The organism is Thermodesulfobacteriota bacterium (assembly GCA_035559815.1).
Lineage (GTDB): Bacteria > Desulfobacterota_D > UBA1144 > Nemesobacterales > CSP1-2 > DATMAT01.
The window spans coordinates 39699-66649 of record DATMAT010000034.1; the positions used below are offsets into that span (position 1 = coordinate 39699).

Genomic DNA, 26951 nt, shown 5'->3' on the forward strand with positions numbered 1-26951 from the left:
GGCTGTTTTTTTGACAGAGTTACCTATCCTCCAGGTATTTCCAGAATAAATCCTTCAGCCGGGTTTCCGCCTCCAAATTAAGCCCCATTTCCTGGGCTTTTTCTAAAGCGTCCTTCAAAGTCAGGCCGCTCTCTACCGCAAGATAGAGTATGGCCATTGCCGCCGCCCGCCTTCCCCCTCCGCAGTGAATGAAAACAGGACCGCTGTTTTCTCTGAGTTCCTTTATCTTCTCGAAGACGCTGTTCACAGTCTCGCTATTTACTTCTTCGATAACCGGGATATTGGCATACTCAAACCCCATTTCCCCGGCTTTGCTTTTTTCATCCTCCGGGCTGAGAATACTTTCTTCAGAAGATGTCCTGAGGTTGATGATGCTCTTAAACCCTTTTGCCTTTATGGCGCTCAAATCCGCTTCGCTGGGCTGGCCTCCGATAAAGATATCGTCGGTTACTTTCTTGGGCTGGTTTATGGCATCGTGCCACCAGGGCCCCCATTCCTGGTACTCCGGGCAGCCGGGCTTTGAGCATGTCTCTCCCCCGGAGTTCTGCCATGCCACCATCCCGCCCAGGAGGTTGGACACATTCGTGAACCCATTTTGCTCCAGTATGCTCGAAGCTATGCTTCCTCTGTGGCCGCTCCTGCAGGTTACGACGATGGGTGTTTCACTTTTTAAACCAAGCTCCTTGTATTTTTCCTGAAGCTGTCCCGCATGCATGTGAAGTGCGAACGGATAGCGGAAGGAGTTCCATTCAGAGTCCGTCCGGACATCTAGAACCACGACACCTTTATCCTCAGCCATCTTTTTCCGAAGCTCTCCTGCCGATATCTGGGGAATCTCCGCTATAGGATACCCCTCCATCAGCCAGGCCCGAACGCCGCCGTCCAGGTATCCGGCAATCCGGTCGTAGCCTACCCGTATCAGGTGTCTGACTATTTGTTCTATATCCTCCTTCCTCTCAACAATAAGCAAGATGGGCGTGTCGGGCGGTACGATATAGCCCACCCAGGTGGGAAAGGACGAGTCTAGCGGAATACTGTATGCACCCTTTATATGCGCTCCGCCAAAGGCTTCGGGGGAGCGCGTGTCTATGAGCACGGCGCCTCCGTCGAGTGATTTTTCCACTTCCTTGGGACCCATCGGTGCCGGTTGGGGAAGCGTACCCAGAACCTTGGGACCCTCTTTATTGATCTTTTTCATCCGGCGAAAATAAGCGGGGGCGGGCGGCTGCTCTTGAAGTATGGCTCTCACAAAGTCCCTCTTAGACATAGGCTTCAAGGCATAGTTGAATCGCCTCTCGAACCCGATAGTGGTGCTACGCTTGCTGCCCAGATTTTTCCCGCATAGTGACCCCTCTCCGTGGGCCGGGTAAACCTCAACCCAATCCGGTAATGCCAGGAGTTTAGTGTGTATGCTGTCGTAGAGCTTATCTGCAAGCTCCTCCGAGAACCTGTCTCCCAGGAGGTCGGGGCGCCCAATGTCCCCGACAAAAAGAAAATCCCCGGTAAATGCCATCCAAGGTTCTTCACTGCGGCTGGTATCGGTTAGCGTAAAAATCACGTGCTCGGGTGTATGCCCGGGCGTATGAATGACCTTGATTTTGTACTGACCCAAATATAACTCCATACCCTCGGTCATGGGCACATGCTCGAATTCGTACTGCCAATCCTTACCGCCATGGGAGCTCAGGTATATCTTTGCGCCAGTTTTCTGGGCAAGCTCCCTGGACCCGGAGACGAAATCCGCATGTATATGCGTCTCGAAGATGTGGGTGATGTTTACACCCTCTTGCCTAGTGGTCTCCAGATACAAATCTACGTCCCTGATCGGGTCGATAACCGCCACTTCTCCCGGAGACCTGTTTCCTACCATGTAGGACATTGCCGCAAGCCCTTCGATATAAAATTCTCTGAAAAACATTTCTTATCCCCTTATTATTGTCTTCAAATGAACTCTATCTTTTATTTTCTCATAAAATCGGGGTTGTATAAACTATGAATTTTGGGAATGGGTGCTGGCTGCTCTCTATAACTATAAAACACTGCTGTCCAAAATAACTAGGAACCAGTGGTTCACATTTGTGAAACAAGGCCTTTAGATGTATAAAAACGTCTTCTTAATATCCGTTCCCATCTTTTATGTTTGCTATGCAATCGCCGTCCCATCCCTATTCATTCAAATTGCCTTTGTAACCCAATTAATTCCTTCCCCCCTTTGTGGGGGTAAGGATGGGGGGTAATAAATACACCCCCACCTGTATCCTCCCCCCCATCAAGGGGGAGGATAAATATTGTTAGGACGGGGACCTGGGTTACAGAATAGACCGGGGACATAGGTTACACAAATCGATAAGAACCCCCGTCCATGCAAAAAAAACCAACTCGGATTTTCCCTCGGTTTTGGTTAATATTAATCTACGGAGGAATAATACATGAACATCGGAGACATAAAGTTCGACGAGAAGGGGCTGGTGCCGGTCGTGGTCCAGGACGCCGAAAACGGGCAGGTTTTGATGTTCGCCTATGCCAACAAAGAGGCGATTGAAAAGACCCTGGAAACGAGGAGGGCTCACTTCTGGAGCAGGTCTCGGAACAAGCTCTGGCGGAAAGGGGAGGAGTCAGGCAATTTTCAGGAGGTAAACGATATCTTTCTTGACTGTGACGGGGATACGGTCCTGCTACTGGTTAATCAAAAGGGAGTGGCATGCCATACCGGAAAGAGAAGCTGTTTCTTTACCCGCTTAAATGGAGATGAAAAAGATGCCCCATCATTCGGCAAAGCAGGCACGAAGAAAACTTTGGAGGATGTATATCAAATAATCGATGATCGGAAGCGAAATCCCAGAGATGGTTCCTATGTAAGCGGTCTCTTCGATAAGGGATTGGATGCTATTCTGAAAAAGGTTGGTGAGGAAGCCGGCGAGACAATCATCGCAGTCAAAAACAGGAATAAAGATGAAGTTGTTTATGAAGCGACGGATCTCTGGTTTCATACTCTGGTAGCCCTCGCTTACTTTGGAATAACCCCCGATGACATATACCAGGAGCTGGGAAGGAGGTTTGGCAAAAAGAAAGAGGCATACGGCCAAAACAAATCTGATTGAAGCTAACGGTTCTTTGTTAACCCGATACTAACGGTTCTTCTTGGGCCTGTCCTTTTCCTCGATATAATCGCTTATTACCGTCCTGGCCCTGACCTCCGGCGGAAGGTTCGACAGGTCCGGTTTTGGCATGTTTGTAGAAAGGTCGTGGGTGTAAGCAAAGCTGGAGACAACCCTCTCGATCTGCTTGGTCTCACCGCAGTAGCACTTAAGATTCTTCTCATCTTCCTTATCGTAAATAAGCTCGGCGAAGCGGTACCTTCTTGTATTAAAGAGCACCCTGGTATTTCCATCGTTGATATAAAAGTCGAGTTCGATGCCGTTTCTGTCCCTGTTCCCATGCTTAGCCAGAGTTTTGTTCTTGTCTAAATCGGTAACTTCAATGTAATGAATATTGTCATATTTCTCCACCAGATTAGACACCGTCTCCGGGTCGATTTTTTTCTGTAGTTTCTTGACCGAGTCCTCTATATTCTTCCTGCATTTGATGCACTCGTACTCGTATAAAGGCATTTTGGCTCCCCCCTATCTGTTGAAGTACTGGTTAAGATAATCGTATCCGACCCACTCGCTGGCTATTTCCTCATCCTTCTGCTGCTTGTATTCCAGGTGCCAGCGAAGCTCGTCCTTCGGTCCGGGCGCCCTCTTGCTCTTGTCGTCAAAAATAGCCTTGAACGTCGAATAAACCCGGCGGATCTTGCCGCCTTTGTTACAGGCAGGGCAAATTAAATCCTTTTCTTCCTCTTTGTCATAGATCAGTTCGGAGAATTTAAAGTTTTTTAATTCCAGATATAGGATTTTATTATTCTTCAGTTTATAACGAAACCTCCTGATGTAGGACTTCCCCTTTTCCCCGAGGGTAAAAACCATTTTATCCTTTTTATCGTCGTAAACCTCGATGTAATAGAACTTGGGGTTTTTTTTCATTATCTTTGAAGCATTTGACTTGGTCAGCTTCTCGACCAGCGCGGATATATCCGCGTTGAACTCGTCTATGCAAGCATCACACTCGTATTCAAATAGCGGCATGGCTAATCTCCCTCCTGTTATTAACTTAAAATATTAACAAATAATTTCTGATTCTTCCAGTTAGGAAGATTGTGAGTGGTTTTTACCCATTAACGAGCCACCCCCATTGGGGAGTATGTCCAGTGAACCGTTGGACAAACCAATCCTTCTCCGCATTCTGGCCGGCTCAAGCTGTTTGGGCCGCGGTCGAAGCGATAATCCCCAAACATTCATAGGGAATTTGACAAAGAGGGGTCAAGGATGATACTAGTTTCAACCCTTCTTGAGGAGAGAAACAATGTCTGAGCTGGTTATCGAAGAAAATGAAAGAACCTGCACCATCATATTTAACAGGCCGGAAAAGAGAAATTCACTGACTCCGGAGATACTCCTCCAACTGGGTTCTGAGTTAAACAGGCTAAAAGCTGAGCAGAAGGTGAGGTGCGTCGTTATCCGCGGCTCGGGGGACAAGGCTTTCTCCTCCGGCTACGATATATCGGCAATCGGTAAGATAAAGGATGATATGATGAGGGATTACCTGGATAACCACCCGCTCATGATCGCATCGAATGCCATAGAGCGTTTCCCCTATCCGGTGATTGCCCTGTTAAACGGCCACGCCTTCGGCGGCGGTCTTGAGCTGGCGGTTACCTGCGACCTTAGAATCTCAGCCGATCATGCCCTATTCGGTATGCCGCCGGCAAAGCTTGGAGTTGTTTATACCTATAGCGGGATCAGAAAGTTCATCAACTTGGTCGGACTGGGTTATGCAAAGGAGCTCTTTCTTACGGGGAAAAATATCAATGCGCACAGGGCAGAAAAAATCGGCCTCGTTAACTACACTTTACCGCAGCCTGAGCTTGAGGAGTTCACCTATAAGCTAGCCTCGGAAATCTCAGAAAACGCACCTCTCTCCATGAGTACGATGAAAGAAATGATGAACTCCTGGCAAAGAAATCAATTAATGAACCAAAAGGACGAAGCCTCGGTTAAGGATATGATCTCAAAGGTCCAGGAAAGCGAGGATTATAAGGAAGGCCAGAGGGCTTTCTCCGAAAAGAGAAAGCCAAAGTTCGAGGGAAGGTGATGTAGGATACAAGATACAGGATGCACGACGTAAGATGCAGGATAAATGACTAAAAAGTAATCAAATCACAAATATCAAATTACAAACAAATCAAAATGACCGAAAGCCAAAACTCCAAACAGTATGACCTAGAGGAACGAACTTTAAAATTTGCCAAAGAAGTAATCCAGTTTATCAAAAACAGCCCTCGAACTTTAGCTAATATCACATCGCCCTAAATCCTTGGATAACTAAGGCCTACCCATACGAAGCGTCGTAATAAACTCCGTGCGGAGTCATGCTGAGTCCTTCGCTAAACTCCGCGAAGCATCTATCTTTTCTAGATTTTTCACTTCGTTCAGAATGACAATTCTAGAAGTCTCTTCGCAATGTGTAACTTTACTAACCGTCTGAAAGAACAGGTTTTGTCTATAACAATACTTAATTGGAATTTGTTTGTGATGAGATTTGGTATTTCACAATCACAGGGCTTAGAACTTAGACCTTGGCCTCTTATTTATGCCCGTATTTCTCCCAATGAAATATCTCTTCGGCCGGTTTCCTTATCTTTTTCCTCTTTACCGTGAATTCTTCGGGATAGCCGAATGGAAGAATGGTCAGAATATGCAGTTTTCTGGGAATACCCAACATCTCCTTTACCTTGTCTCTATCAATAGCTCCGATCCAGCAAGTGCCCACTCCTTCGTTCCAGGCGGCAAGGGACATATTTTGCACCGCTCTGGCCCCGTCTATCTCATGCCATTTGTTGACCGGGTCGGTAACTACCACTACAGCAAATGACGCACCAGCTATAAACCTGCCGCTTGTGCAAAATTTCTCCAATCCTTTGATCGTTGCCTTATCCTTTATTATTACGAACTGCCAGGGCTGGAGGTTCATGGCGCTCGGGCCAAGTCTCCCCGCCTCGATAATCTTCCTAATCACCTCGTCCGGCACTTCTTTTTTAACATAGCTTCTTATATCCCTTCTCTTTCTTATGCACTCGAACGTGTCCATTAGATTTACCCCTTGTGGGACTAAAGTTGTGTTTAATAAAAGTATAACCGGTGCGTGACTCTTCTAGTTTCTAAGAAATTGACTTGCGGTTGTAGGGAACGCATATATCTTGGCCGAGTCTACACCTAGTCCTTCGGCTTTGTTCCGAGCTTGCCCTGTGCGAAGCGTGGGAACGAACTATTCCGGCGTTCTTAGTATAGAGGTGTTCGCCCTTCCCCCGGTTAAACCGGGGGACCTAGCTCAGCGAACGGTATAACTAGGGATTTAGCTTATAAACATTCGCTCATCCTGAGCCCGGTCGAAGGATGCTAATTTTGTTATTACGAATCCCATCCAGTGAGTCGAAGTGTCCAGTATAAAATTCGCAACCGAAATTATCCCATTTCTGGAAATAAGTTGTTTAACCAAGGCTTTCGTAGGCTAATTGGATGAACATAAACTGGACTACATTTACGTAAGCAACATGAAGATAGGAACCAGGTTTTAAAAAAGCACTTTTATCTTTCTAAAACCTTATTTTACAAGAGTGGTTCCATTAATTTATTGACTTCTAATTATTTTGGATAGCCCTATTAACGGGCGATTTTTTACCGTAGAGACGCATAGCAATGCGTCTCTACAAATATGAATTGATGAACGAAAAAACAGCCAGAGTGGTTGTCCACCCTGGCTGTTAAATAGGTTTAATCTCAAAGGGAATAGCTCTTCTCGTTATGCTGGCTCAGGTCTAGTCCCATTATCTCCTCTTCTTCAGTTACTCTCAGTCCCATGATAGCCTTGAGGACGGAAAGGATAATGAGAGTCCCAACAAAGGCAAAGACCCAAGTGGCTATCACGGCTATAACCTGAATGAGAAGTTGCTTGGGGTTGCCAAAGAATAAACCGTTGTTACCGGCGGCATTGATGGCGGTGGATGCAAATAGACCGGTGGCGATTGCTCCCCAGGTTCCCCCTACGCCGTGTACACCTACTACATCCAGTGAGTCGTCATAACCCATTTTGGTCTTAAGGGTGCAGGCGGTTGAACAAAGTATCCCCGCTATTAGACCGATGATTATTGAGGAAAGCGGCCCGACGAACCCGGATGCCGGAGTGATTGCTACAAGACCGGCCACTGCTCCGCTGGCAGCCCCCAGGACCGTTGGTTTACCCCGAAAGATCCAATCCATGAACATCCAGGAAAGCGCCGCCGCCGCGGTGGCGATATGAGTTACCACAAAAGCGCTTGTGGCTAGGGCGCCGGAGGCCAATGCGCTCCCGGCGTTAAAACCGAACCACCCCACCCATAGAAGAGATGCTCCGATGACGCTGAACGGCAGGTTGTGGGGCGGCATGGGCTCTTTTCCATAACCGATTCTTCTGCCAAAGAAAATGGCAGCGGCAAGGGCCGATACCCCAGAGCTTATATGAACGACTGTTCCACCGGCAAAGTCCAATGCTCCGAAATTCCGCATCCACCCGTTCACCCCCCAAACCCAGTGGGCTAAAGGATCGTATATGAACGTTGCCCACAGCAGTATAAAAATTATAAACGTGCTGAACTTGGCCCGCTCCGCAAAAGCGCCGGTGATCAGGGCCGGCGTGATAATGGCGAACATCATCTGGAAAATCATGAATGCCTGGTGGGGAATGGTAACAGCATAATCCGGGTTTGGGTCTAGCCCTACGCCTTTTAGTCCTACCCAATCCAGACCCCCTATAACGCTCCACTTGTCCGGCCCGAATGCCAGACTGTACCCGAAAAGTACCCATTGTATGGTAATTAGGCCGACAATAATAAAGCTCTGCATGATAGTACCAAGGGTGTTTTTTGAACGAACAAGACCGCCGTAGAAAAGGAATAAACCCGGAATCGTCATCATCAATACGAGGGCCGAAGATACGAGTATCCAGGCTGTGTCACCGGTATCTACTGCCAGTGGTGCGGATTCCTGAGCAAACGATAAATCCGCCAGAAAAATCAAGGTCAGAAATAAAACCGGGTACCCTAATATCGTTCTACTCTTTAGCACTTCCATTGCCTTCCTCCTTTTCAGAGCATATTAATTGCGAATCTTGTTTTTGTTTGAATGAACCACCCTACAGCAAGCTGCAGGGTATCCGAAAATTTCCCCTCCCTTGATGGGAGGGGATGAAGGGGAGGGTGAATCACCCCCACTCCTTCGGCTTCGCTCAGGACAGGCTTAATCTTCCCCCATCGAGGGGAAGGATGGATAAGGTAACCCTGTGGCAAGCCACGGGAAATTCTCAAGTTAAGCGGATTCATGTCCCTGACGTCTATACTCGACCTAGAGCATTGGTAGGGTAAATTGAATATATAAACGGTGATTGATTAGGGGTTAAAACCGGTCTCATTTTTACTCTCTCCTTACGGGGCGTTGCTATCTGTACTTTTCGCAAATAATGTGCCAGCTAAACATACGCTTATTTGTGAAAAATTGCGGTAGGAAAAAGAGGTTTTGCCTAAAACTTAGGCAGACGTGCTGATTTTTTAGTCAGAGATACCGCTGTCCAAAATAATCAGAAGCCAGCGGTCCACATTAGTAAAACAAGGCCTTTTGATACATAAAACGTCTTTTTAAAATCAGCTTACACTCTTTTATGTTTGCTATGCAGGTGCCAACTTAATTCTATTTGTTGAAACAGCTTTTTAACCCTACTCACCCTTCGTCTGGCCTAACCTCTCACTTCCTCAAGCATACATTGGAGCAATTCGGGGTGAGTCCTTCCATAAACTGGACAGGCCTGTCGAACCATGAACGGGTTTTTACTTCTCTTTACCAACTGATGCTAATCCGTTCATACTGAACTTGTCGAAGTATGAATTTAAAGCATGAGGTGTTCACCCTTCCACCGGTTTAACCGGGGGACCTGCTCAGGGCGAGCGGGTTTCTACTAATCGTTTCAGCGGATGTAAATCCGCTCATTCCTTCCCCGATTTAATCGGGGATCGACTCAGGACAGGCTCTGAGTCTAATCGAAGGATGATTTGGAGAAGGGTGAATTTGTCCTTGCACCTTTCAGCCCAGCTCAGGGCAGGCTAGGCTTAGGGCAAACGGATTTCCCCCGTTCTCCTTCTCCTCAAATTGGGGCAAAAGAATAAATACTTTCTTGCCGTCATGGCGTGCCCCCTTCTTTTAGCAGTGTTGGAATCTATCAAGATTCCTCCCTCTGGTCGGAGTGACATTTGAGTCAGGCCTATCGTTTTTGGAGAGATTCGGCTTGAGACAAGACCGACTAACCCGCCGGAATTCTATCCAGCTTTCAGGAAAAGGCCTCGTTCAATTGTTTTATCTGCTCTTTAGACAACCGCCAACCGGAGGCCAGGCAGTTTTCAACAGTCCGGTCCACACTATTAGACTTGGGTATGGCTATGACGTTAGGGCGGGCAGTGCACCAGTTGAGTGCCACCTGGGCCATAGTTTTACCAACCTGGTCTGCTATTTGGCCCAAGACCTTCATACCTTTATTTCTTGAGAGCCTGGACTTCACCGCTAAATTACCGTTGTCTAGGGGTGTATAAGCCAGGATTGTTATTCGGTGTCTCTCGCAGAAGGGTATCAGGTCTTTTTCTATCTCCCTGCTGTTGAGGTTGTAAAGCACCTGGTTCGAGACAATCGGATATTTGCTCATGGCAGCCATTGCCTCTTCTAACTCATCAACGTCAAAATTACTTACCCCGATGTATTTGACCATTGCGGAATCTACCAGTTTTTCCATGGCCCGCATAGTCTCCCGGATTGGGACACTGGGGTTGGGCCAATGTACCTGGTAAAGATCGATACAGTCTATTCCGAGCCTCCGCAAACTCCCTTCCGCCGCCCGGAGCACATCGTCGTAGCGGAGGTGTCCGCCGGATACCTTTGTGGCGATGAACACTCGATTGCGGATACCCTTTATAGCCACACCCACCACCTCCTCGGTATTATATCCTTCCGCCGTATCAACCAGATAAGCTCCCAATTCAATTCCCCTGCGCAAGGGTTCCACCCCACCCGAATAATTCCAGGTACCGAGCCCGATTTCAGGAACCATTACTCCAGTACTTCCAAGAGGCTTTAGCTTCATCGAGATCACCCTTTTTCTATGAATAGGCTTCGGTACATGATTATTAAAGCTAACTAAAACCGGTTAGATTTCAAAAAAGTATCAATAGCGAAGCTTAAAAACGGTAACTCATCTCAAGCAGGTGGCGGTTCAGTCCATTTCCGCCAAAGATCCCGCCGTCAGAAATATGGAAAAATCGATATCCCAAAGCCAGGTTCCATGGAAGTCTATAGCTTACACCTCCGTGGGCAATAAACTGAAAGGGGCCCCCGAAGCTATGGTCGCCCACTTTTTCCTCACTGATTAGAGCAAAACCTACACCGATATCAAGGGTAACACGACCTCCGGGACTGCTGAAGGATGTGACCGGACCAAGGGTGGCCAATAGGGCTGTGTCGCCTTCCTGTATTAGGACCCCAACGGAGCCGTTAATCCCGGTACCAAGTATCCATTCAAAAGGTGTTCTCCAACTCCATGGCAACCCATAATTGCCAAAAACTTCGAAAGATTCGAAATCAAACTCCTCACGAGGGTTTGATATACCGACACGTATGCCCAGATCCATAACCGTTTCATCACTTGCACTGATTTCCATAGGATCAATTAGCATGAATAGCAGTGCCAATATCAACCAGGTCGCATTTACATTTAATCGAATGATTCAATCTCCTAGCATCCGAGCTAATATGAGATGACTTGTACGCCAAGGCTTTAAGTTTTTAACTCAGCCTATCAGTCGAACCATATCTTACGATTTCGCCGTCGTGAAAGTTAAGTTATCTAAGAAAGAACAAAATCTAGCTATCATGCTAGATGTCATCAGTTTTTAAATAATATTATTTGATTGTCGCTTGCAGTCAATTCTAAGGCGATGAAAAGTAGGCAAGGTTCTTATCTTGAGAAGCGTGTCCGATCAATAAGAGCGCGCTTTTCAGTGATGATGAAAGCTTTTTGGAGAGACCAGGAAAGAATCGTCCGTCCTGGCCTCTTTAGAATCAATCTAAATGACCGATAAACATCCTCTGTGTGGAGACGACCCGCCGGGCCGTCTCCGGTAACGAAACTGAATGTATCGAATTAGTATCTGAAAGATTGTATTACCTGTGGTGAACCGAGTAGCCCTCTTGCCGGGGTAGTAGTCCCTTGGCACCAATTCCGCTAGTCCCCTCTTTGGCCGGCTTGGCCGCACTTTGTTCGGCCATGATATCCCTTTCAGCCAGTATCGCCATGAAAGGTGCGGCTATGTAGTCAAAGCTTCTTAGTAGCACTCCTATCAATAGAATGAAGTGTACGCCGACTTGGGGGAAGAGCGATAACATAACTCCGGTGAAGAGCAACATGGCAACGCCAATCATCAACTCGGTCTGAGCGGAGTTAAGAGCGGCTAAGCCTAATGGAAGGCTCTTAAACTTGTTCGTCCTCTGCCATGGGATTTGCTTGGTGAATAATCCCATTATGCTAGCCATTATGTAAGTGTGGTTAAGTGCCCTGCTGGCGACTAAGGCGCCGATGCTGTCCCTGAGCGAGCACTTCAAAAAGACCCGATATATGAGCAAAGATAACGCTAGAGTGCCCGTGAGCAATACGGAAGAGGAAATCCATAAGGCATTGGGTATGTGCACTACCTCTCCATGCATGGTCATCGATATGATCGCTGCTATTGCGACCGGTATCAGTAGAAAACCCAAACCAATATTCAAATAGCCTAACCCGTGATTAAGGTGGTGAATCTTTTGTAGAGGAGTAAGCGCCGAGGTCTTGGCAATAAGTTTTGGAAGGTAGAGCTTGATGTGACGCTTAAGCTCCTGGACTGGTCCATAGGTCCAGCGGAAGCGTTGCTTCTTATAGCCGTTAAAGGTTTCCGGTATAAGCCCGCGGCCAAAGGTAACGTTGGTATAGACAGAGGAATAACCGAGGGCATGGATACGGATGGACAACTCCGAGTCCTCGGTGGCACACCACTCGGCCCAGCCTCCGGCCTCTTCGAGCGCCTTCCGGCGAATTAAGCACATGGTCCCCACGGTGAGGGCGCAATCCCTCTCGTTCAGGCTGGGCATAGTAGTCTCGAAGAAGGATTTATACTCCCAATAGCACATTTTCTGGTAGGTACTGTTTTCCCATTCCCGGTAATCATGCGGGGTTTGCACGAATCCAATCTTAGGGTCCTCAAAGTATCCGACCAGGCGGTCTAGGAAATCCGGCTCGACCTGGTAGTCGCTATCGACGACGCCTATGATCTCGGCATCTGGTGCTGTATGTTTGAGGGCGAAGTTAAGCGCCCCGGCTTTTGCCCCCTGTAAGGGGTCGACATGGAAGAAGCGAAAACGCTCGCCGAGTTTACGGCAATGTTCCTCGACCGGCTTCCATAGATTGGGATCCTTGGTATTGTTATCGATTACTAAAACCTCGTAATTTGGATATCTAAGGTTGGAAATCGTATCTAGGGTTGCAATTACCACGTCCGGAGGTTCCGAATAAGCCGGCACCTGCAGACACACCTTGGGGTAATGCCGGAGCTTCCCCGGGGGCAACGGACTACGCGGCCTGCGCCAGGTTTTTCGGCAAAGCACTTCCCATTGTTCGAAGGTTGAAATTAGGCCGACAAAAACATTCAGGACTAGAAGAGGGTAACCCACGAGCATTAGAGCCCGGGTTATTGTGCTTACTTGGACGCTGAAGATAAACCATGTCCCCCAAGCCAAACTGAAAATAGCGAGTAACAAATTGGATGTTAACAAAAGCCTTCCGGCTACTGTAAAGTCCCTCAACAACCGGTGGGCAATGAGGCTGGCAACTAACCCCAGAGCCGACAAAGCGAGCACTTCCCCGCTTTGACCGGTGATAAGCCATGCACCAAGAGCGCTAACTAAGTTGACCTTAAGATAAGCTAAAATCCTGAAGTAATCCTGCCCTTGACCAAGAAGGTTTTGGGCTGTAATAAGCAAAACCGAGACGCCAAAAGAGAAAGCAGAAAAGACTAGACCGACTGTGACCAGGTCGCCAAAGTCAAACATATATAACCTCCGATTGATGAATCGTGTTTAAGGTGTAATGGGAAAAACCTATGCACGCCCGTATTCCTTGTTGAGATTACGTTTCTTAACGGCTACGTTTTCGGGATGAGTTCCTTATCAACCTTATTTAAGGGCTAATAGAGTTAGCAAAGCTCGTACCAGGTACTTCTGCAAGATTCTATTTTTTGAATATCTAATGTTTTCTCGGAATTATAAAAATAAGCAAGAAAATACATTAAGGGAAAGCTACGCTCCTCTGTGCAATATCACACAATTTACACAGTGCAGCCTTGCGCAAGAAATATAAATGGTATGGGCGGCTAAACCTTTTATTCCTAAAAAAGAGGGAAAGATGTAGTATAAATTCCACTTAAAACGGAATTGAACTGCCTGTTCCCGGTTATATATAATTGACCCTAAAATCTTTATCATTCAAAAGAGGAGGTTGATAATGAGACTAGAAGGTAAAACGGCGATAGTAACCGGCGGCGGAGAGGGAATTGGCAAAGCCACCGCGCTTCTCTTCTGCAAGGAAGGAGCTAGTGTAGGAATTATGGGAAGAACCAAATCAAAACTGGACGTGGTGGTAAAAGAAGCGGAGGGGCCGGGAGAGATCGTAGCCTACCCGGGTGACGTATCTCTAGAGAAAGACGTCAAGAAAGTGGTCGAGTCCTTCCATAAGAGATATGGGAAAATCGACATACTCTTCAATAACGCCGGGATCATGGAGCCGGGCACAGTCGTTACAACTTCAAACGACGTTTGGGACAGGACTATAGATATCAACGTCAAGGGGGTGTTCCTGATGAGCAAGTACGTGGTCCCCTATATGATAGAAAACGGCGGAGGCTCAATCATAAATAACTCATCCGTCCTGGGTATAGTGGGTATGGAAAACGCCGTGGCTTATAACGCCTCCAAGGGTGCGGTGAGGCAGATAACCAAAAGCATGGCGCTTGACCATGCCAAGCAGGGAATCCGGGTCAACTCGATTTGTCCCGGCTACATTAAAACCAAGATGGACGTGGAATTCATGGGTAATCCCCCCGATGCCGAGGAACAACTGGACAAGCTGGCTGCAAGCGTGGTCCCGATACCTAGGAGGGCGGAGCCGATCGAGGTTGCTTACCTGGTGCTCTACCTAGCAAGTGATGAATCAAAGTATGTAACCGGTTCCGACCTAGTGATAGACGGAGGATGGACAACGTATTAAGTCATCGAGGTTCCTCTAATAAAAACATGAACTCGATTGAGTCTTTGTAGGACTCCGTGAGCTACACCGAGCGATTATCCCTATTTATAGATGTCATTCCCGCGGAAGCGGGAATCCAGTCTAAATGTAGTGCAATGGATACCCGATAAAACTTGTCCCCGCATGTCCTAAACGGGGAGCGTTCGGGTATGACAGAATAGTCGAAGCTCGGCATAGTAGGGAACGCAGGTCTGCGTTCCTTACATCATTACTTAAAATACACAGGCACACGGCTCTGAGGAATTGGGATAAATGGAGTCCCGAAGGCTTACCCCCGTGATCAAATCCTCGTCCAACCCCATCTAAAACTCACCGCCTTCCCAGGTCTTGGGCTAACTCAACCAGATGCCCGTCGGGGTCTCGAACGTAGGCGGTACGCTGGCCCCAGGGACGGGTGGTCGGTTCCATGGCCGGGCAAGCACCCTTTGAGACCAGTTCTTCAAAAGCGGCATCTACATCAGGCACCTTGAAACCAATCTCAAAGCCGGGCGCATCATGGGGAGGAGGTTGAAGCGGCAAGCCGAGGGTTTTGGACATAGCGTTCCTGGTATAAAAGGCTAAACGTGTGGTTCCCGTATCCAGTTGAGCATATTCGCCTGCCCGATGTCCCAGGCGGAGCCCTAGGATTCCGGTATAGAATTGTAAGGCCCTGTCCAGGTCATCGACGATTAGGACTATATAATCTGGCTGGTTTAACTTCATTATCAGGTTCTTTGAAGCCCGAGGTTATTGAGGAAACTCTTGACCTTTGTGGAAAGCGAATCTCCGACCTTGACCTTAATATACAGGTCGCCCGGTTCTCCACCGTCTTTTCCCGGAGACCCCAGACCCTTTAGCCTCAATTTCTGGCCGTCTTTAATACCTGGGGGTATCTTCACTGCCAACTCTTTCTGTTTTCCGTTGTTCCTGTAGGAGTAAATAAGTTCCACCCCTCTTCTAGCTTGCTGGGGGGTGATGTGGATAACATCGTACATATTGGTGCCCTTTTCCGGAATCTTTATCCCGGTGATTTTCTTGAGCGCATACTCGGCCAGCTTACCCACCACGCCGGAGAAAATCGGTGATTTTAAGGAGCCACTAGCCCCGTCCGCCCGTTGCCGTACCCGGGGCCTGCCGGCGGAGTCGAAGACGAAGAAGCCGCGCACGGAGAAACCGGGTCCTCGAAATTCGAAGGTTTGGGATTTAGAACCGTAAAGGTCCCGGAAGATCTCATCCGCGTTTCTGAATCCGAATTTCTTGGCAAACTCGTCGAAGATGCGGTTTATGTCCGAGCCCCTGAAGATGTCATCCTCGTTGTAGGTTTGCCTGAAACGGTCATAACCGGAAGAGCCGTATTGGGTGTACAGGGCATCGTACTGTTTTCTCTTATAAGGGTCGCTCAAGACAGAATAAGCCTCGTTTATCTCCTTCATCCTATCGGAGGCGGATTTACGGTTGTTGTTCCTGTCCGGATGGTACTCAAAAGCGAGCTTACGGTAGGCCTCTTTTATCTGCTTTTGAGAAGCCTTACTGTCCACCCCTAGTATTTTGTAATAATCTTTCTGTTGCATGATTGAATCCTTTCGGTTTACCGTCCCCTACTTGCTTTACCTATACTAGCAGTAACGCTGTTTTGGCAACATTAGAGGCAATTAATCGGTTAATGCCATATATTATATCTGTAAGTGGCAGATTAGGACAATGCCCCTACATTCCTAAAACGTGATAATCACGATTTGATTTATCGAGATAAATTACATTTTTCCAATAAATTACCACAATCACTTTCAGCGGATGTAAGGTCTGCTCGTTCCTTCGTGGAATTTGCACTGAGATGCTCAGGACGGGCTCCGAGCCTGCCCTAAGTTTATCGAAGGGCAATCGAAGGATGAAGTCTCTTGAGGTGTTCATTCTTCGACGGTGCTCAGAATGAACGGTTGTTATTTCATTAATCATTTTAGCGGATATATATATATCCGCTCATTCCTTCGTTTTACTCAGGACAAGCTCTGAGCCGGGTCGAAGGATGGGTTACTGAGGTGTTTGCCCTTACACCCCTACTCAGAATAAACAGAGGGTTTTACTAGAAAAGACTATTAACAGACTAGAACGAACGTGAAGAATCTTAATAAAGTATCGACTCTCCGCGGAGTTTATTCCTTCGCTTCCTGAGGACAAGCTCTGAATGTAATAAAGGACTCAGAATGACAGTTAGACAAGTAAAAGTGCCCATTAGATGCGACTCGTTAGGCAGTGCCTGTTTGACTAAATCCTGTTATTACACTTTAAATACTATTTGTCCGATACCTTAAAATTACTTCAGGTATATTTTATAAGACTTGTTTCAGCGTCATGCTACGTGTTTTTACCTAGTCTAGAACAGGGCCGAGTCTTGAGTAAGAAGAAAACCCTTTTCTCTCTACTTATAAAATACAGGTATTCGGTAGTGGCCGGGCTCTTTGCGCTCACCATCGTGGACCTCTGCCAGCTTTCTATCCCACTCATCATAGAAAGGGTTGTTGACACCCTGACCCTCAAGGATTCGGGCATTGATGATATCACCAGATACGCCCTCTACCTGTTGGGACTGGCCGTAATAATGTCCATCTGCCGGTTTTTCTGGAGATATTTCCTGATGGGCGCCGCCCGGAGGATAGAACAGTCGCTCCGAAATGAGTTCTTTTCCCACCTCCAAAGGCTTTCATTTGACTTCTTCTCCAGGAGAAAAACCGGAGACCTCATGGCGCACACGGTAAACGATATCGAGACCATAAGGATGGCCTGCGGGCTGGGGATAATCATCGCCTACGACGGGGTGCTCCTCCTGGTCTTTATCATTGCCACCATGTTCTATGTATCGCCAACTCTGACGCTATACGCCTTCATTCCCTTCCCCATTCTGGCTTTCGTAATATTAAAATTTGGCAAGATGATAGAAGAGCGGTTTGAGAGGGTGCAGGCCTCGTTCTCCGACCTGACCGAGAGCGCCAGGGAATCATTTACCGGCATAAAGGTGATAAAGGCATTCGTCCGGGAGAACGAAGAAGCCAAGGACTTCGAGTCTTCGAGCACAGATTATTTAAGCAAGAATCTACATCTCATAAAGGTCTGGGGGGTGTATCAGCCGCTTATCACCTTCATCGGTGGTTGCGCCATAGCCATATTCTTATGGGCCGGTGGAAGAAGCACTATAGCTACGGACATTACCCTTGGCGACTTTGCCGCCATCCTGGCCTATCTAACCATGCTCGGCTGGCCCATGATGGCCATGGGCTGGGCCGTCGACGTGATCAAGCGAGGAAACGCCTCGATAAAGCGTATAAATGAGATACTGCTCATAGAGCCCAGGACTGAGGAATATTCTAACGCCATCGAACATAAGGTGGACGGCAACATCGATTTCAGTAACTTGAGTTTCTCCTATAACGGCAAAAAGGCTTTGAATGGGGTTACCTTATCCATACCCAAGGGGACTGCATTCGGAATTACCGGTGGGACAGCCTCCGGCAAAACCACCCTATTTCAGCTTCTGCTGAGGGTATTGGACATACCGGAGGGACGAATATTCGTTGACGGGATCGACGTCAAGGATATTAAAAAGAAGAGTTTGAGAGAGGGAATTATCTATCTGCCCCAGGAAACCACGGTATTCAGCGGGACTATCAGGGATAACATTTCGTTCATGAATACCGAACTATCGGAAGAGCAAATTATAGAGGCGGCTAAGCTTTCCCAAATCTATGACGAGATAATGGAATTCCCAAACAGGTTTGACACGGTAGTCGGAGAGAGGGGACTAAGTCTTTCCGGGGGGCAGAGGCAGAGGGTAGCACTGGCTAGAGCCATCCTCCTAAACCCCCGGGTGCTAATACTGGATGATGTTCTTTGCTCTCTTGACCTGAAAACGGAGAAGCAGGTGCTCGAAAACCTGAGAAACATAATGAGAGGGAAAACACTGGTGGTGGTATCAAGCCGGGTCCCGTCGATAAGCGGTTTTGACCGGATTGCCGTCTTCGAAAAAGGCAGGGTGATAGAAATCGGGAATCATGAAGAACTCATGGAAAAAGACGGCATATACGCCCGGCTCTACAATGTGCAGACGTTTAATTAGGGTTCAGGGTTTAGGGGCTAGGGTTTAGGGTTGAAAATGTTTTTCTGGGAACTCTAAACTCGTAACTCGAAACTGGTTAGTTGGAGAGACTACATTGGGCTTAATGGGTAGCGGAGAGGAAAAAAGAGAGGGTAAGACCTACGATGTAAAGATCATAAGGTGGCTCCTCGGCTTTGCTAGACCTTATAAAAGGTTCATGGTTCTTTCTCTTCTTTTCATGGTCTTAACTGCGGGGCTCGAGCTTGTCGTTCCCTATCTGACCAAGATCGCCGTGGACAGCTACATATTCCCTTCCTGGAGGGAGGCCAGGTTCTCCAATGGACAAGCGGATAAGGAATTCGAGGACCAACTTAAGAAGAAATATCCAGAATCGGTTATTCGATTGAGCGACCATTCCTATCTAGTGGATACCTCAAAGGTGGGCAGAGAGGATAATACCAACCTGGAGAAGCTCGGATATATCACGGAAGACAGGTATCTGGCTATTAATGTAAGTGAACTGAGAGCGGAAAAAATGGATGAGGCCCGTGAAATAATAGACAAGCATTCGAGCCTATTCAAATCGGTCGGGCGGGTGTATTACGCAGAATACTCTTCCCTTAAAGACCTGAGTGACCAGGAAATCAGCACGTTAAGGAGCGAAGAGATTAGGCAGATTACCCTTCTTGCTCTGGTCCTGTTTGTTTGCCTTTTCCTGGTATTTGTCTTCAGCTCACTCTACACCTATTTTCTTAATTACTCCGGCCAAAAAATCATGCATCAGATCAGGCTAACGGTCTTCTCTCATATCTTGTCCCTACCCCAATCATTCTTCGATAAAAGCCCGGTGGGGAGGCTTACCACCCGCGTTACCAACGATGTCAATGCCATAAACGAGATGTACACGTCGGTCCTGGTTCAGTTCTTCAAGGACATCATCGTGATTATCGGGGTTCTGGGAGTGATGTTCTACATGAACCAGACCCTTACCTTTTTTATCCTGATGCTCACCGTCCTCCTGGCCATAGTGGCTGCTCTTTTCCGCATGAGGCTAAAGACGGTGTACCGCAATGTCAGAAGAACAATAGCAAAGCTGAATGCCTTCGTTCAGGAAAGTATAAGAGGAATAGTGCTGATAAAACTATACATAAGAGAAAAACAAAATTTCGACCGGTTCAGGGAGGTTAACAGAGAGAATTACAATGCCAATATGGACCAGCTCTTTGCCTTTGCCACGTTCAGGCCGATCATAGAATTCATCAGCATCTTTGCCATAGCGCTAATATTGTGGTACGGCGGTTGGAGCGTTTTAAGGCTGGAGCTTACGCTCGGAGCGCTTCTGGCCTACCTCGCCTACATAAGAATGCTTTTCGGCCCGATTGTAGAGCTTGCCGAAAGATACAATATATTCCAGTCCGCATCTGCGGCATCCGAAAATTTGTATGACCTGATGCAGTTGAAGCCGGAGGAAAGGAAGGGGATTAAATTAGGAGAGATTCAGGGGAAATTAGAGTTCAGGAATGTTTGGTTTTCATACAACGGAGATGATTGGGTGCTAAAAAACGTTTCCTTCACCGTCGAGCCCGGTGAAACCGTTGCGCTGGTCGGACTCACCGGGTCAGGGAAGACTACCATAGTTAACCTCATCCTTAAATTTTACGAGGTACAGAAAGGGCAGGTCCTTTTTGACGGTGTGGATATAGGAGAATACAGCCCTGAGTTCATAAGGTCGCATATATCTGCGGTGTTCCAGGACCTTTTCCTGTTCGGGAAAAATATCTCGGATGACCACAACGGAAAGTCGGAAGAGTTTTGGTCGTCTATGAAAAGCGACGTCCTTGAACGAACAAACGGCGGCTCGCTATCATCCGGGGAAAAACAGTTGGTTTCTCTTAGTAAGGCATTCTCCAAGGACGTGAAGGTGTTGATACTGGATGAAGCCACTTCTCATATAGACGCACAAACGGAGTTAAAGGTGCAGGAGGCTGTCAAGAAGGATTCTGGTAAGAGAACAACCCTAATTATTGCCCACCGGTTATCGAATGTGAGAGAGGCAGACCGGATTCTCGTAATCCATAAAGGGGAGATTCATGAGGCAGGAACCCATCCGGAGCTTCTTAAGAGACGGGGGATCTATTACAATCTCCACAAATTACAGAGCGAGATTAGTAGACTTTCTTCATAGACGGCTGATTTCTCAGTTAGCAATTAATTTTTAATGGTAAACAAACTCGTCTAAAATAAGAGATTGCCACACCGCTAAAAGAAAGGATAGAATTTTTTGAGGTGTTCGCCCTTCGACTCCGTCCTTCGTCAAGCTCAGGATAGGCTCAGGACGAACGGGTCTTTTATTCCTGATTAACAGCGGATGCGAGCATCCGCTCATTCCTTCCCCGATTTAATCGGGGATCAACTCAGGACAGGCTCTGAGCCCAGCCTGCCCTGAGCCTGGTCGAAGGGTCGAAGGATGCCAATGTACTTATTCGGAACCCTATCCAGCTAGTCGAAGGGATAAATTCCACGACCGAAGCAATCCGTTGAAAAAGACGCTTATGTTATTAGTCCTTTCATAGGTTATTTGAAAGGATACGATTTAGGGCACAACATTTTGTGTTTCCACTTTTACTTGTATCATGAATCATGCATCCTGTATCCTGTATCTTGCATCATGGATCGTCTTATCATGCACTTTCCGTCCCTCTCAGAGCAGAAAGAAAAGGTAATCGCCCACTTGAGGAAGCGTGAGAATTTTGACCTCGACGACCTCAGCTTCGTTGTCTCACCATATCGTATAAGCCCGATCGGAGCACACATCGACCATCAGGGCGGTCCCGTCCTGGGAATGACCATCGACGCCCGTACCCTGTTCGCTTTTATTCCAAACGAAGAGCCTAAAGTCCGGCTGTACAGTACGAACTATCCTGGAGTGGTCGAATTTAAGCTCGATAGGATAAGGGCTACCAGGAAAGACGGCTGGGAACGTTATGCAAAAGGGGCGGCCAAGGTGTTGTCCGAAGAAAAAAAGCTGAATACCGGTCTAATCGGAGCTGTATGCGGCACCTTGCCGGCAAGCGGCTTGAGCTCGTCTGCCTCGGTCGGACTGGCCTATCTGCATGCGTTGGCCAAGCTTAACAACCTCGAATTCGGCCCCGGGGATTACATTGAATTAGACAGACGGTTAGAAAACGGATACCTCAAGCTACAGAACGGCATTCTTGACCAATCGACCATTGTTCACGGGAAAAAAGACAATCTTCTTTACATCGATACCGTCACCGCCGATGCTGAATCGTTCGCTCAGCCAGATTACGAGAATGATTTTGTCATCTTTGTGGTTAACTCCGGCACCTCCAGGGAGCTGACCTCTTCCGGCTTCAACACCCGAGTAAAAGAGTGCCAAAACGCCGCCATGTTACTGGGGATTATGGGAGGCATAAAATCGGCAAAGATTTTGGCGGATGTTCCTCCCGAGGTATTTCATGATAAATCGGCGAAGCTGCCCGAGGACTTGAGACGACGCGCTTACCACTATTATTCCGAGGTAGAGCGTGTGAAAGAAGGATTTAACGCCTGGAAAGAAGCCAACTGGGAGACCTTCGGACGACTGATGAACGAGTCCTGTCTAAGCTCTCTGGAAAATTATGAGAGCGGGAGCCCGGAGTTGAAATATCTTCATGAAATCGCTAGCAAGACTACGGGCGTTTATGGAAGCCGGTTTAGCGGCGGAGGTTATGGTGGCTGTGTTATCGGCTTCGTAAAATCCGATGTGGCAGAGGAGGCGGCGTCCCAAATATATGAAACCTACATAAACAAATATCCGGAAGTGAAAGAAACGGCTGCGGTATATCTGGCTAGGTCAGACGACGGGGTAAGGTTTTTATGATAGCAATACTCCTATGCGCCGGCTTCGCCACCCGGCTTTATCCACTGACCAAGAACTTTCCCAAACCCCTGCTCCCGGTTGCCGGGAGGCCGGCGATCGACTACCTGATGGACCAGGTCATAAATCTGCCCGGTATAGAGTCCATACACGTCGTAACCAATGCCAGTTTCTTTGACCATTTTGCCCAGTGGCGGGACAAATGGCTACCGGATATCGAACCACATGGTATTACACTTAACCTCCATAACGACGGAAGCATGGACAATGAGAACCGCCTCGGTGCCGTAGCCGACCTTGCGTTCGTCTTACGTTCTTTAGAAATAACCACCGGAGCGCTCGTCGCAGCCGGGGATAATATATTTCGCTTTTCGTTAAAACCTATATGGCAACAATTTCTTGACGATGACAAAAATTATTTGCTGGCATTGCCCGAAAAAGACCCAAACAGAATTAAGCGCACCGGTGTTCTTGAGCTCGGCCCGGATGACCGGGTGGTTAGATTCCATGAAAAGCCCAATGACCCTCCGTCGTCCTGGACCTGCCCGGCAATATACTTTTTAAAACCTTCCGCACTTTCCAGGGTAGATGAGTACCTTGCTCAACCCGATGCCCGGGATGCGCCCGGATATTTCATCTCTTATCTAGTTACTAGGGAGCCGGTGTATGCAATCAAGGTAATGGGTAAGTCAATAGACATAGGCACAATAGAATCTTATGAAGAGGCAAACGCAGTTCTAAGCAGAGAGCCGGTGATTTTGGATGAGGCAATCAAAGGGTCCAATGACTGATAAAAAGGAACCCTCTTTAATTCCCATCTTAGTAAGCCTGTGCTGGGCAAACTCGAAGGATCTGTACAAACAAATCGAAATGAAAGTATAAAAGCAATTATTCCTCCCCCCCCTTGCGTGGGAGGCCTGTACTGGACTTGACAAAGGGTCTATGGTTCGACTGAGTTTATTCCTTCCCCGATTAGATCGGGGACCAGCTCAGGACAGGCTTTGAGCGCAGCCGAAAGGCTCACCATGAAGGCAGGTCTAAAACTCCAAGCAATACTATGCCCTTCACCCTGAGCGGAGACGAAGGGTGAGTATAGTTAAAAAGCTATTTCGACAAATAGGATTAGGATAGCACTTGCATAGCAGACATAAAAAAAGAGGGTGACCTGATTTTAAAAAGACGTTTTTATCTATCTAACTGCCTTGTTTTATTAGTATGAACCTCTAGTTTCTAATTATTTTGGTCAGCAGTGATATTCGGACAACCAGCTTATTTTATCCAACACTTTACTAGCTTAGATTTCCCGCTTATCATATTAGCGAAGTTTCCCCCAATCGGGAGGTAGAAATAGATGGCCAGAGTAACTATCGAAGATTGCCTGGAGAAAGTAGAAAACCGGTTTGCCCTGTCCATAGCGGCGATGAAAAGGGCAAAGCAGATCGCCAAAGGCGCTCAGCCCCTTTCCGAAGAGACCGACAACAAACATGTGGTGCTCGCCCTGAGGGAGATTGCCGAAGGAAAAGTGAAGGTTGTTTACCCCCCAGGACATCAACGCCCTTAGTTAATGTTACAAGACATCCTTCTTAGCTTCATTCCCCTATTCGTGGCCATAGACCCGATAGGGGTAATGCCCATGTATCTCTCTCTGACTAGAGGATTAGACAACAACGATAGAAAAAAAGTAGTCAGGGATTCAATACTGACAGCCTGTATTCTAGGGGTTATATTCGTCCTGGCCGGAAAGTTCATATTCAAGATTTTAGGAATAACGGTTGCTGATTTCGCCATTGCCGGCGGGCTTTTACTCTTCATCTTTTCCATCCTAGATTTGCTTAAAGAAGAAAGCCTAGAGGCCCGAAAAGTCACACATAGCTCCCTCGGAATTTTCCCCATCGGAACACCACTCATTGTGGGCCCGGCAGTGCTAACTACCTTGATAATTCTAGTCGACACTCAGGGGTTCGTTGCAACCCTAATAGCCTTTGGTGCAAATCTAATCATATTAGGAGTCGTACTCTACAAAGCGAATATCATTTTGTCATTCCTTGGCCAGGGCGGCGCAAGGGGTTTTGCCAAGGTTATGAGCATACTGCTTGCAGCGATAGGTATTATGATGGTAAGGCGGGGCATTATGGAGCTTATTTCGGGCAACTAGCATCGAACACAATTTCCCAAGACTATTTTGCCGTACAAGACTGATCCTAGTTGACGAATAGATAGCTACCGCGGGAATATAAATCCTTTAAAAACGTACGGAACGCAGATCTGCGTTCCGTACAAAAAAGCAAACATAAAAAATAAAGGTTTTTCATATTCTTCTGCAGAAACCGGGTTAGTTCAAACGCGAGATATATTGTTTATCCTTTTAGCCCAGGCCAAAACTCTTGCTTGTCTATTCAGTTATATCTGGTTAATGTTTTATTCATTTTTCATACTCCAAAATGAGCCACCCCGCGGCAAGGAGGCCGCAGGGTATCCGAAAATTTCGATTTTGCTGGATATGCGAGTAGGCATAGATACAGGCGGCACTTTTACCGACTTTGTTTTCTTCGACGGTGAACATTTGGGCACACACAAGGTGCTCTCAACGCCTCACGACCCCTCTCAGGCAATCGTCGAGGGGCTTACCGATATCTATGGAGATAAAGTCAAGGACCTTGAGGTCGTGCACGGCACCACCGTCGCTACCAACACCCTTCTGGAAAGAAAAGGGGCAAGAATAGCCTTAATAACCACGAAGGGATTCGAGGACCTGATCGAGATAGGAAGGCAAAACCGGGAAAAACTCTACGACCTATTCTGGGAACCCCAAGAACCCCTGGTAAAGAGGGAACTCCGGTTCGGAGTTCGGGAAAGGACGTCATTTGACGGGAAAATACTGGTCAAGGTAAACCAGGAAGATATTAAAAGCCTCCTCAAAAAAATTAAGAAATTAAACGTCCAAGGAATCGCTATTTCATTCCTCCATTCCTACATAAACCCGAGAAATGAAGAGAAGGTGGAAAGGCTTATTCGTAAAACCGGGATCCCCATATCCACATCCTCAAAGATTCTTCCAGAGTTTAGGGAATATGAAAGGACATCCACCGTGGTAGCTAACTCTTATCTCCTTCCCAAAGTCAAATCGTATATGGAGAAGCTTAGTAAGAGTCTACCTCGATGTAAACTCTCGGTGATGCAGTCTAGCGGGGGCGTTATCTCGCCGGACCAGGCTGGGGACGAACCGGTAAGGATTATTTTGTCCGGCCCGGCAGGCGGGGTAGTAGGCGGGTTCAATATCGCCAAGACAATCGGCTTTGACAAGGTAATTACCTACGATATGGGTGGCACCTCCACCGATGTTTCGCTCTGCGACGGAGGACTAAGATTTACAACCGAGACTAATATAGATAATATCCCTATAAAGATTCCGATGGTTGACGTTACCAGCATCGGGGCAGGGGGCGGGTCGATTGCCTACCTTGATACCGGAGGATCCTTGAAGGTAGGACCGGTAAGCGCCGGGGCTGACCCGGGACCGGCCTGCTACGGCAAGGGTCTTGATGCAACCGTAACCGATGCGAACGTGGCCGTGGGAAGAATCGACCCGGACTGGTTTCTGGGAGGGCGGATGAAGATATTTCCGGAAAGGACAAGAACCGCCCTTAGCCGGATGGCAAATAAGATGAACCTTTCGACCAGGGAACTAGCCGAGGGCATAATAAGGGTAGCTAACGCCAATATGGAGAGAGCCCTCCGAGTAATATCTATAGGTAGGGGCTTTGACCCCCGTGAATTTGCACTTCTCTCGTTCGGAGGAGCGGGCGGGCTTCATGCCTGCGAACTGGCCCAGGCGTTGGAAATAAGGACGGTTATTTTTCCGAGAGACCCGGGGGTATTATCCGCCCTTGGAATGCTCATGGCAGACTCCTTCAAGGACTACAGTGTCACTACTATTCTTACCGGGAAAGAAGCGACCAAGAGAGCCGTTGATAAGACCTTCAGGACGCTTGAGGAAAAAGCTAATAAGGACTTTCCCGGTAAGAGGCTCCAATTTAAGCGATTTCTCGATGCCCGTTATAAAAGGCAATCCCATGAGATCACCATCCCTTACAGCATCAACTTCACCGAGGTTTTTCACAGGACCCACCACCAGATGTACGGCTACAATAAACGGGAGAGCGAGGTGGAAATAGTTACCCTGAGAATTAGGGCTATAACTAAGACAGAAAAACTCGAACTTCCCAGGATTAAAACCGGAAGAAAGAAAATCGATTCGAGAAAGAAAAGGCTATTCTTCAACAACAAAGAAATCACCATAAACTCTTACATGAGAGAGGACTTCTTCCCCGGTTTTAAATTTGCCGGGCCGGCCATAGTCCTGGAAAACACCTCCACGCTTTTCATACCGCCCGATTTCCGGTGTGAAGTGGACGAATGGGGAAATATATTGGCCAGGATGTAATAAAATTCATATAATTTTGAAAAAACTTGTCCAAAATAAGAGACTGCTTCGCCGTA

The 26951-nt window shown here is 47.5% G+C and carries 20 protein-coding genes; 10 read left to right on the forward strand and 10 right to left on the reverse strand.

All coding sequences use genetic code 11. From position 1 onward, the window contains the following. Positions 1-19: 19 nt before the first annotated feature. Positions 20-1918 (reverse strand): rhodanese-like domain-containing protein, encoded by a 1899-nt coding sequence (locus VNN20_09670; protein HWP92449.1) that lies wholly within the window; start codon positions 1916-1918, stop codon positions 20-22. A 511-nt stretch (positions 1919-2429) separates the two neighbouring features. Here VNN20_09670 and hisIE point away from each other — a divergent pair. After that, positions 2430-3101: a bifunctional phosphoribosyl-AMP cyclohydrolase/phosphoribosyl-ATP diphosphatase HisIE gene (hisIE, locus tag VNN20_09675; protein ID HWP92450.1), complete on the forward strand. Its 672-nt coding sequence runs from the start codon at positions 2430-2432 to the stop codon at positions 3099-3101. Between the two features lie 27 nt (positions 3102-3128). Here hisIE and VNN20_09680 read toward each other — a convergent pair whose 3' ends face one another. Together VNN20_09680 and VNN20_09685 are read right to left on the reverse strand one after the other, a co-directional pair. Next, positions 3129-3611, reverse strand: coding sequence for a hypothetical protein (locus tag VNN20_09680; GenBank protein ID HWP92451.1), 483 nt, complete (start codon positions 3609-3611; stop codon positions 3129-3131). A 12-nt stretch (positions 3612-3623) separates the two neighbouring features. After that, on the reverse strand, positions 3624-4127 hold the full coding sequence (locus tag VNN20_09685) for a hypothetical protein (GenBank protein ID HWP92452.1): 504 nt from the start codon (positions 4125-4127) through the stop codon (positions 3624-3626). Between the two features lie 277 nt (positions 4128-4404). Between VNN20_09685 and VNN20_09690 the strand changes: the two genes are divergently transcribed. After that, entirely contained in the window at positions 4405-5193 is a 789-nt protein-coding gene (locus VNN20_09690; protein HWP92453.1) for an enoyl-CoA hydratase-related protein, read from the forward strand. A 492-nt stretch (positions 5194-5685) separates the two neighbouring features. Here VNN20_09690 and VNN20_09695 read toward each other — a convergent pair whose 3' ends face one another. The 5 genes from VNN20_09695 to VNN20_09715 all read right to left on the reverse strand — a co-directional run bounded on the left by VNN20_09695 (position 5686) and on the right by VNN20_09715 (position 13250). After that, the gene (locus tag VNN20_09695; GenBank protein ID HWP92454.1) at positions 5686-6189 is read right to left on the reverse strand and encodes a nitroreductase family protein; all 504 of its coding nucleotides are present in this window, start codon (positions 6187-6189) and stop codon (positions 5686-5688) included. Positions 6190-6878: 689 nt separating this feature from the next. Next, positions 6879-8207: an ammonium transporter gene (locus VNN20_09700; GenBank protein ID HWP92455.1), complete on the reverse strand. Its 1329-nt coding sequence runs from the start codon at positions 8205-8207 to the stop codon at positions 6879-6881. 1246 nt (positions 8208-9453) lie between these two features. Then, on the reverse strand, positions 9454-10257 hold the full coding sequence (locus VNN20_09705; GenBank protein HWP92456.1) for an aldo/keto reductase: 804 nt from the start codon (positions 10255-10257) through the stop codon (positions 9454-9456). 94 nt (positions 10258-10351) lie between these two features. After that, on the reverse strand, positions 10352-10831 hold the full coding sequence (locus VNN20_09710; GenBank protein ID HWP92457.1) for an acyloxyacyl hydrolase: 480 nt from the start codon (positions 10829-10831) through the stop codon (positions 10352-10354). 502 nt (positions 10832-11333) lie between these two features. Further along, positions 11334-13250, reverse strand: a complete 1917-nt coding sequence (locus VNN20_09715) for a glycosyltransferase (GenBank protein ID HWP92458.1) — start codon at positions 13248-13250, stop codon at positions 11334-11336. Between the two features lie 451 nt (positions 13251-13701). Here VNN20_09715 and VNN20_09720 point away from each other — a divergent pair, with 451 nt between their 5' ends. After that, a complete protein-coding gene (locus VNN20_09720) occupies positions 13702-14463 on the forward strand; it encodes an SDR family oxidoreductase (protein HWP92459.1) in 762 nt (253 codons plus the stop codon). 348 nt (positions 14464-14811) lie between these two features. Here VNN20_09720 and VNN20_09725 read toward each other — a convergent pair whose 3' ends face one another. Continuing rightward, on the reverse strand, positions 14812-15204 hold the full coding sequence (locus VNN20_09725; GenBank protein HWP92460.1) for a VOC family protein: 393 nt from the start codon (positions 15202-15204) through the stop codon (positions 14812-14814). Positions 15205-15206: 2 nt separating this feature from the next. Further along, positions 15207-16052 (reverse strand): DnaJ domain-containing protein, encoded by an 846-nt coding sequence (locus VNN20_09730; protein ID HWP92461.1) that lies wholly within the window; start codon positions 16050-16052, stop codon positions 15207-15209. Between the two features lie 821 nt (positions 16053-16873). Between VNN20_09730 and VNN20_09735 the strand changes: the two genes are divergently transcribed. From VNN20_09735 to VNN20_09765, 7 genes are all read left to right on the forward strand, one after another. Then, the gene (locus tag VNN20_09735) at positions 16874-18592 is read left to right on the forward strand and encodes an ABC transporter ATP-binding protein (protein HWP92462.1); all 1719 of its coding nucleotides are present in this window, start codon (positions 16874-16876) and stop codon (positions 18590-18592) included. 103 nt (positions 18593-18695) lie between these two features. Next, a complete protein-coding gene (locus tag VNN20_09740; GenBank protein HWP92463.1) occupies positions 18696-20756 on the forward strand; it encodes an ABC transporter ATP-binding protein in 2061 nt (686 codons plus the stop codon). Positions 20757-21254: 498 nt separating this feature from the next. Beyond that, positions 21255-22454 carry a galactokinase family protein gene (locus VNN20_09745; protein ID HWP92464.1) on the forward strand — a complete coding sequence of 400 codons (1200 nt, stop codon included), beginning with the start codon at positions 21255-21257 and terminating at the stop codon, positions 22452-22454. Then, a complete protein-coding gene (locus VNN20_09750; GenBank protein ID HWP92465.1) occupies positions 22451-23242 on the forward strand; it encodes a nucleotidyltransferase family protein in 792 nt (263 codons plus the stop codon). Before VNN20_09745 ends, VNN20_09750 begins: the two co-directional genes overlap by 4 nt. 560 nt (positions 23243-23802) lie before the next feature. Beyond that, positions 23803-24012, forward strand: coding sequence for a DNA-directed RNA polymerase subunit omega (gene rpoZ, locus VNN20_09755; protein HWP92466.1), 210 nt, complete (start codon positions 23803-23805; stop codon positions 24010-24012). Between the two features lie 3 nt (positions 24013-24015). After that, on the forward strand, positions 24016-24606 hold the full coding sequence (locus VNN20_09760) for a MarC family protein (protein HWP92467.1): 591 nt from the start codon (positions 24016-24018) through the stop codon (positions 24604-24606). Between the two features lie 345 nt (positions 24607-24951). Beyond that, a complete protein-coding gene (locus VNN20_09765) occupies positions 24952-26895 on the forward strand; it encodes a hydantoinase/oxoprolinase family protein (protein ID HWP92468.1) in 1944 nt (647 codons plus the stop codon). Positions 26896-26951: the final 56 nt, after the last annotated feature.

Coding starts and splice junctions, on each gene's coding strand:
- VNN20_09700 (HWP92455.1), bottom strand. CDS start 8,207: ATGGAAGTGCTAAAGAGTAGAACGATATTAGGGTACCCGGTTTTATTT.
- VNN20_09715 (HWP92458.1), bottom strand. CDS start 13,250: ATGTTTGACTTTGGCGACCTGGTCACAGTCGGTCTAGTCTTTTCTGCT.
- VNN20_09680 (HWP92451.1), bottom strand. CDS start 3,611: ATGCCTTTATACGAGTACGAGTGCATCAAATGCAGGAAGAATATAGAG.
- VNN20_09725 (HWP92460.1), bottom strand. CDS start 15,204: ATGAAGTTAAACCAGCCAGATTATATAGTCCTAATCGTCGATGACCTG.
- VNN20_09690 (HWP92453.1), top strand. CDS start 4,405: ATGTCTGAGCTGGTTATCGAAGAAAATGAAAGAACCTGCACCATCATA.
- VNN20_09695 (HWP92454.1), bottom strand. CDS start 6,189: ATGGACACGTTCGAGTGCATAAGAAAGAGAAGGGATATAAGAAGCTAT.
- VNN20_09740 (HWP92463.1), top strand. CDS start 18,696: ATGGGTAGCGGAGAGGAAAAAAGAGAGGGTAAGACCTACGATGTAAAG.
- VNN20_09720 (HWP92459.1), top strand. CDS start 13,702: ATGAGACTAGAAGGTAAAACGGCGATAGTAACCGGCGGCGGAGAGGGA.
- VNN20_09710 (HWP92457.1), bottom strand. CDS start 10,831: ATGGAAATCAGTGCAAGTGATGAAACGGTTATGGATCTGGGCATACGT.
- rpoZ (HWP92466.1), top strand. CDS start 23,803: ATGGCCAGAGTAACTATCGAAGATTGCCTGGAGAAAGTAGAAAACCGG.
- hisIE (HWP92450.1), top strand. CDS start 2,430: ATGAACATCGGAGACATAAAGTTCGACGAGAAGGGGCTGGTGCCGGTC.
- VNN20_09760 (HWP92467.1), top strand. CDS start 24,016: ATGTTACAAGACATCCTTCTTAGCTTCATTCCCCTATTCGTGGCCATA.
- VNN20_09730 (HWP92461.1), bottom strand. CDS start 16,052: ATGCAACAGAAAGATTATTACAAAATACTAGGGGTGGACAGTAAGGCT.
- VNN20_09705 (HWP92456.1), bottom strand. CDS start 10,257: ATGAAGCTAAAGCCTCTTGGAAGTACTGGAGTAATGGTTCCTGAAATC.
- VNN20_09750 (HWP92465.1), top strand. CDS start 22,451: ATGATAGCAATACTCCTATGCGCCGGCTTCGCCACCCGGCTTTATCCA.
- VNN20_09765 (HWP92468.1), top strand. CDS start 24,952: ATGCGAGTAGGCATAGATACAGGCGGCACTTTTACCGACTTTGTTTTC.
- VNN20_09685 (HWP92452.1), bottom strand. CDS start 4,127: ATGCCGCTATTTGAATACGAGTGTGATGCTTGCATAGACGAGTTCAAC.
- VNN20_09745 (HWP92464.1), top strand. CDS start 21,255: ATGCACTTTCCGTCCCTCTCAGAGCAGAAAGAAAAGGTAATCGCCCAC.
- VNN20_09670 (HWP92449.1), bottom strand. CDS start 1,918: ATGTTTTTCAGAGAATTTTATATCGAAGGGCTTGCGGCAATGTCCTAC.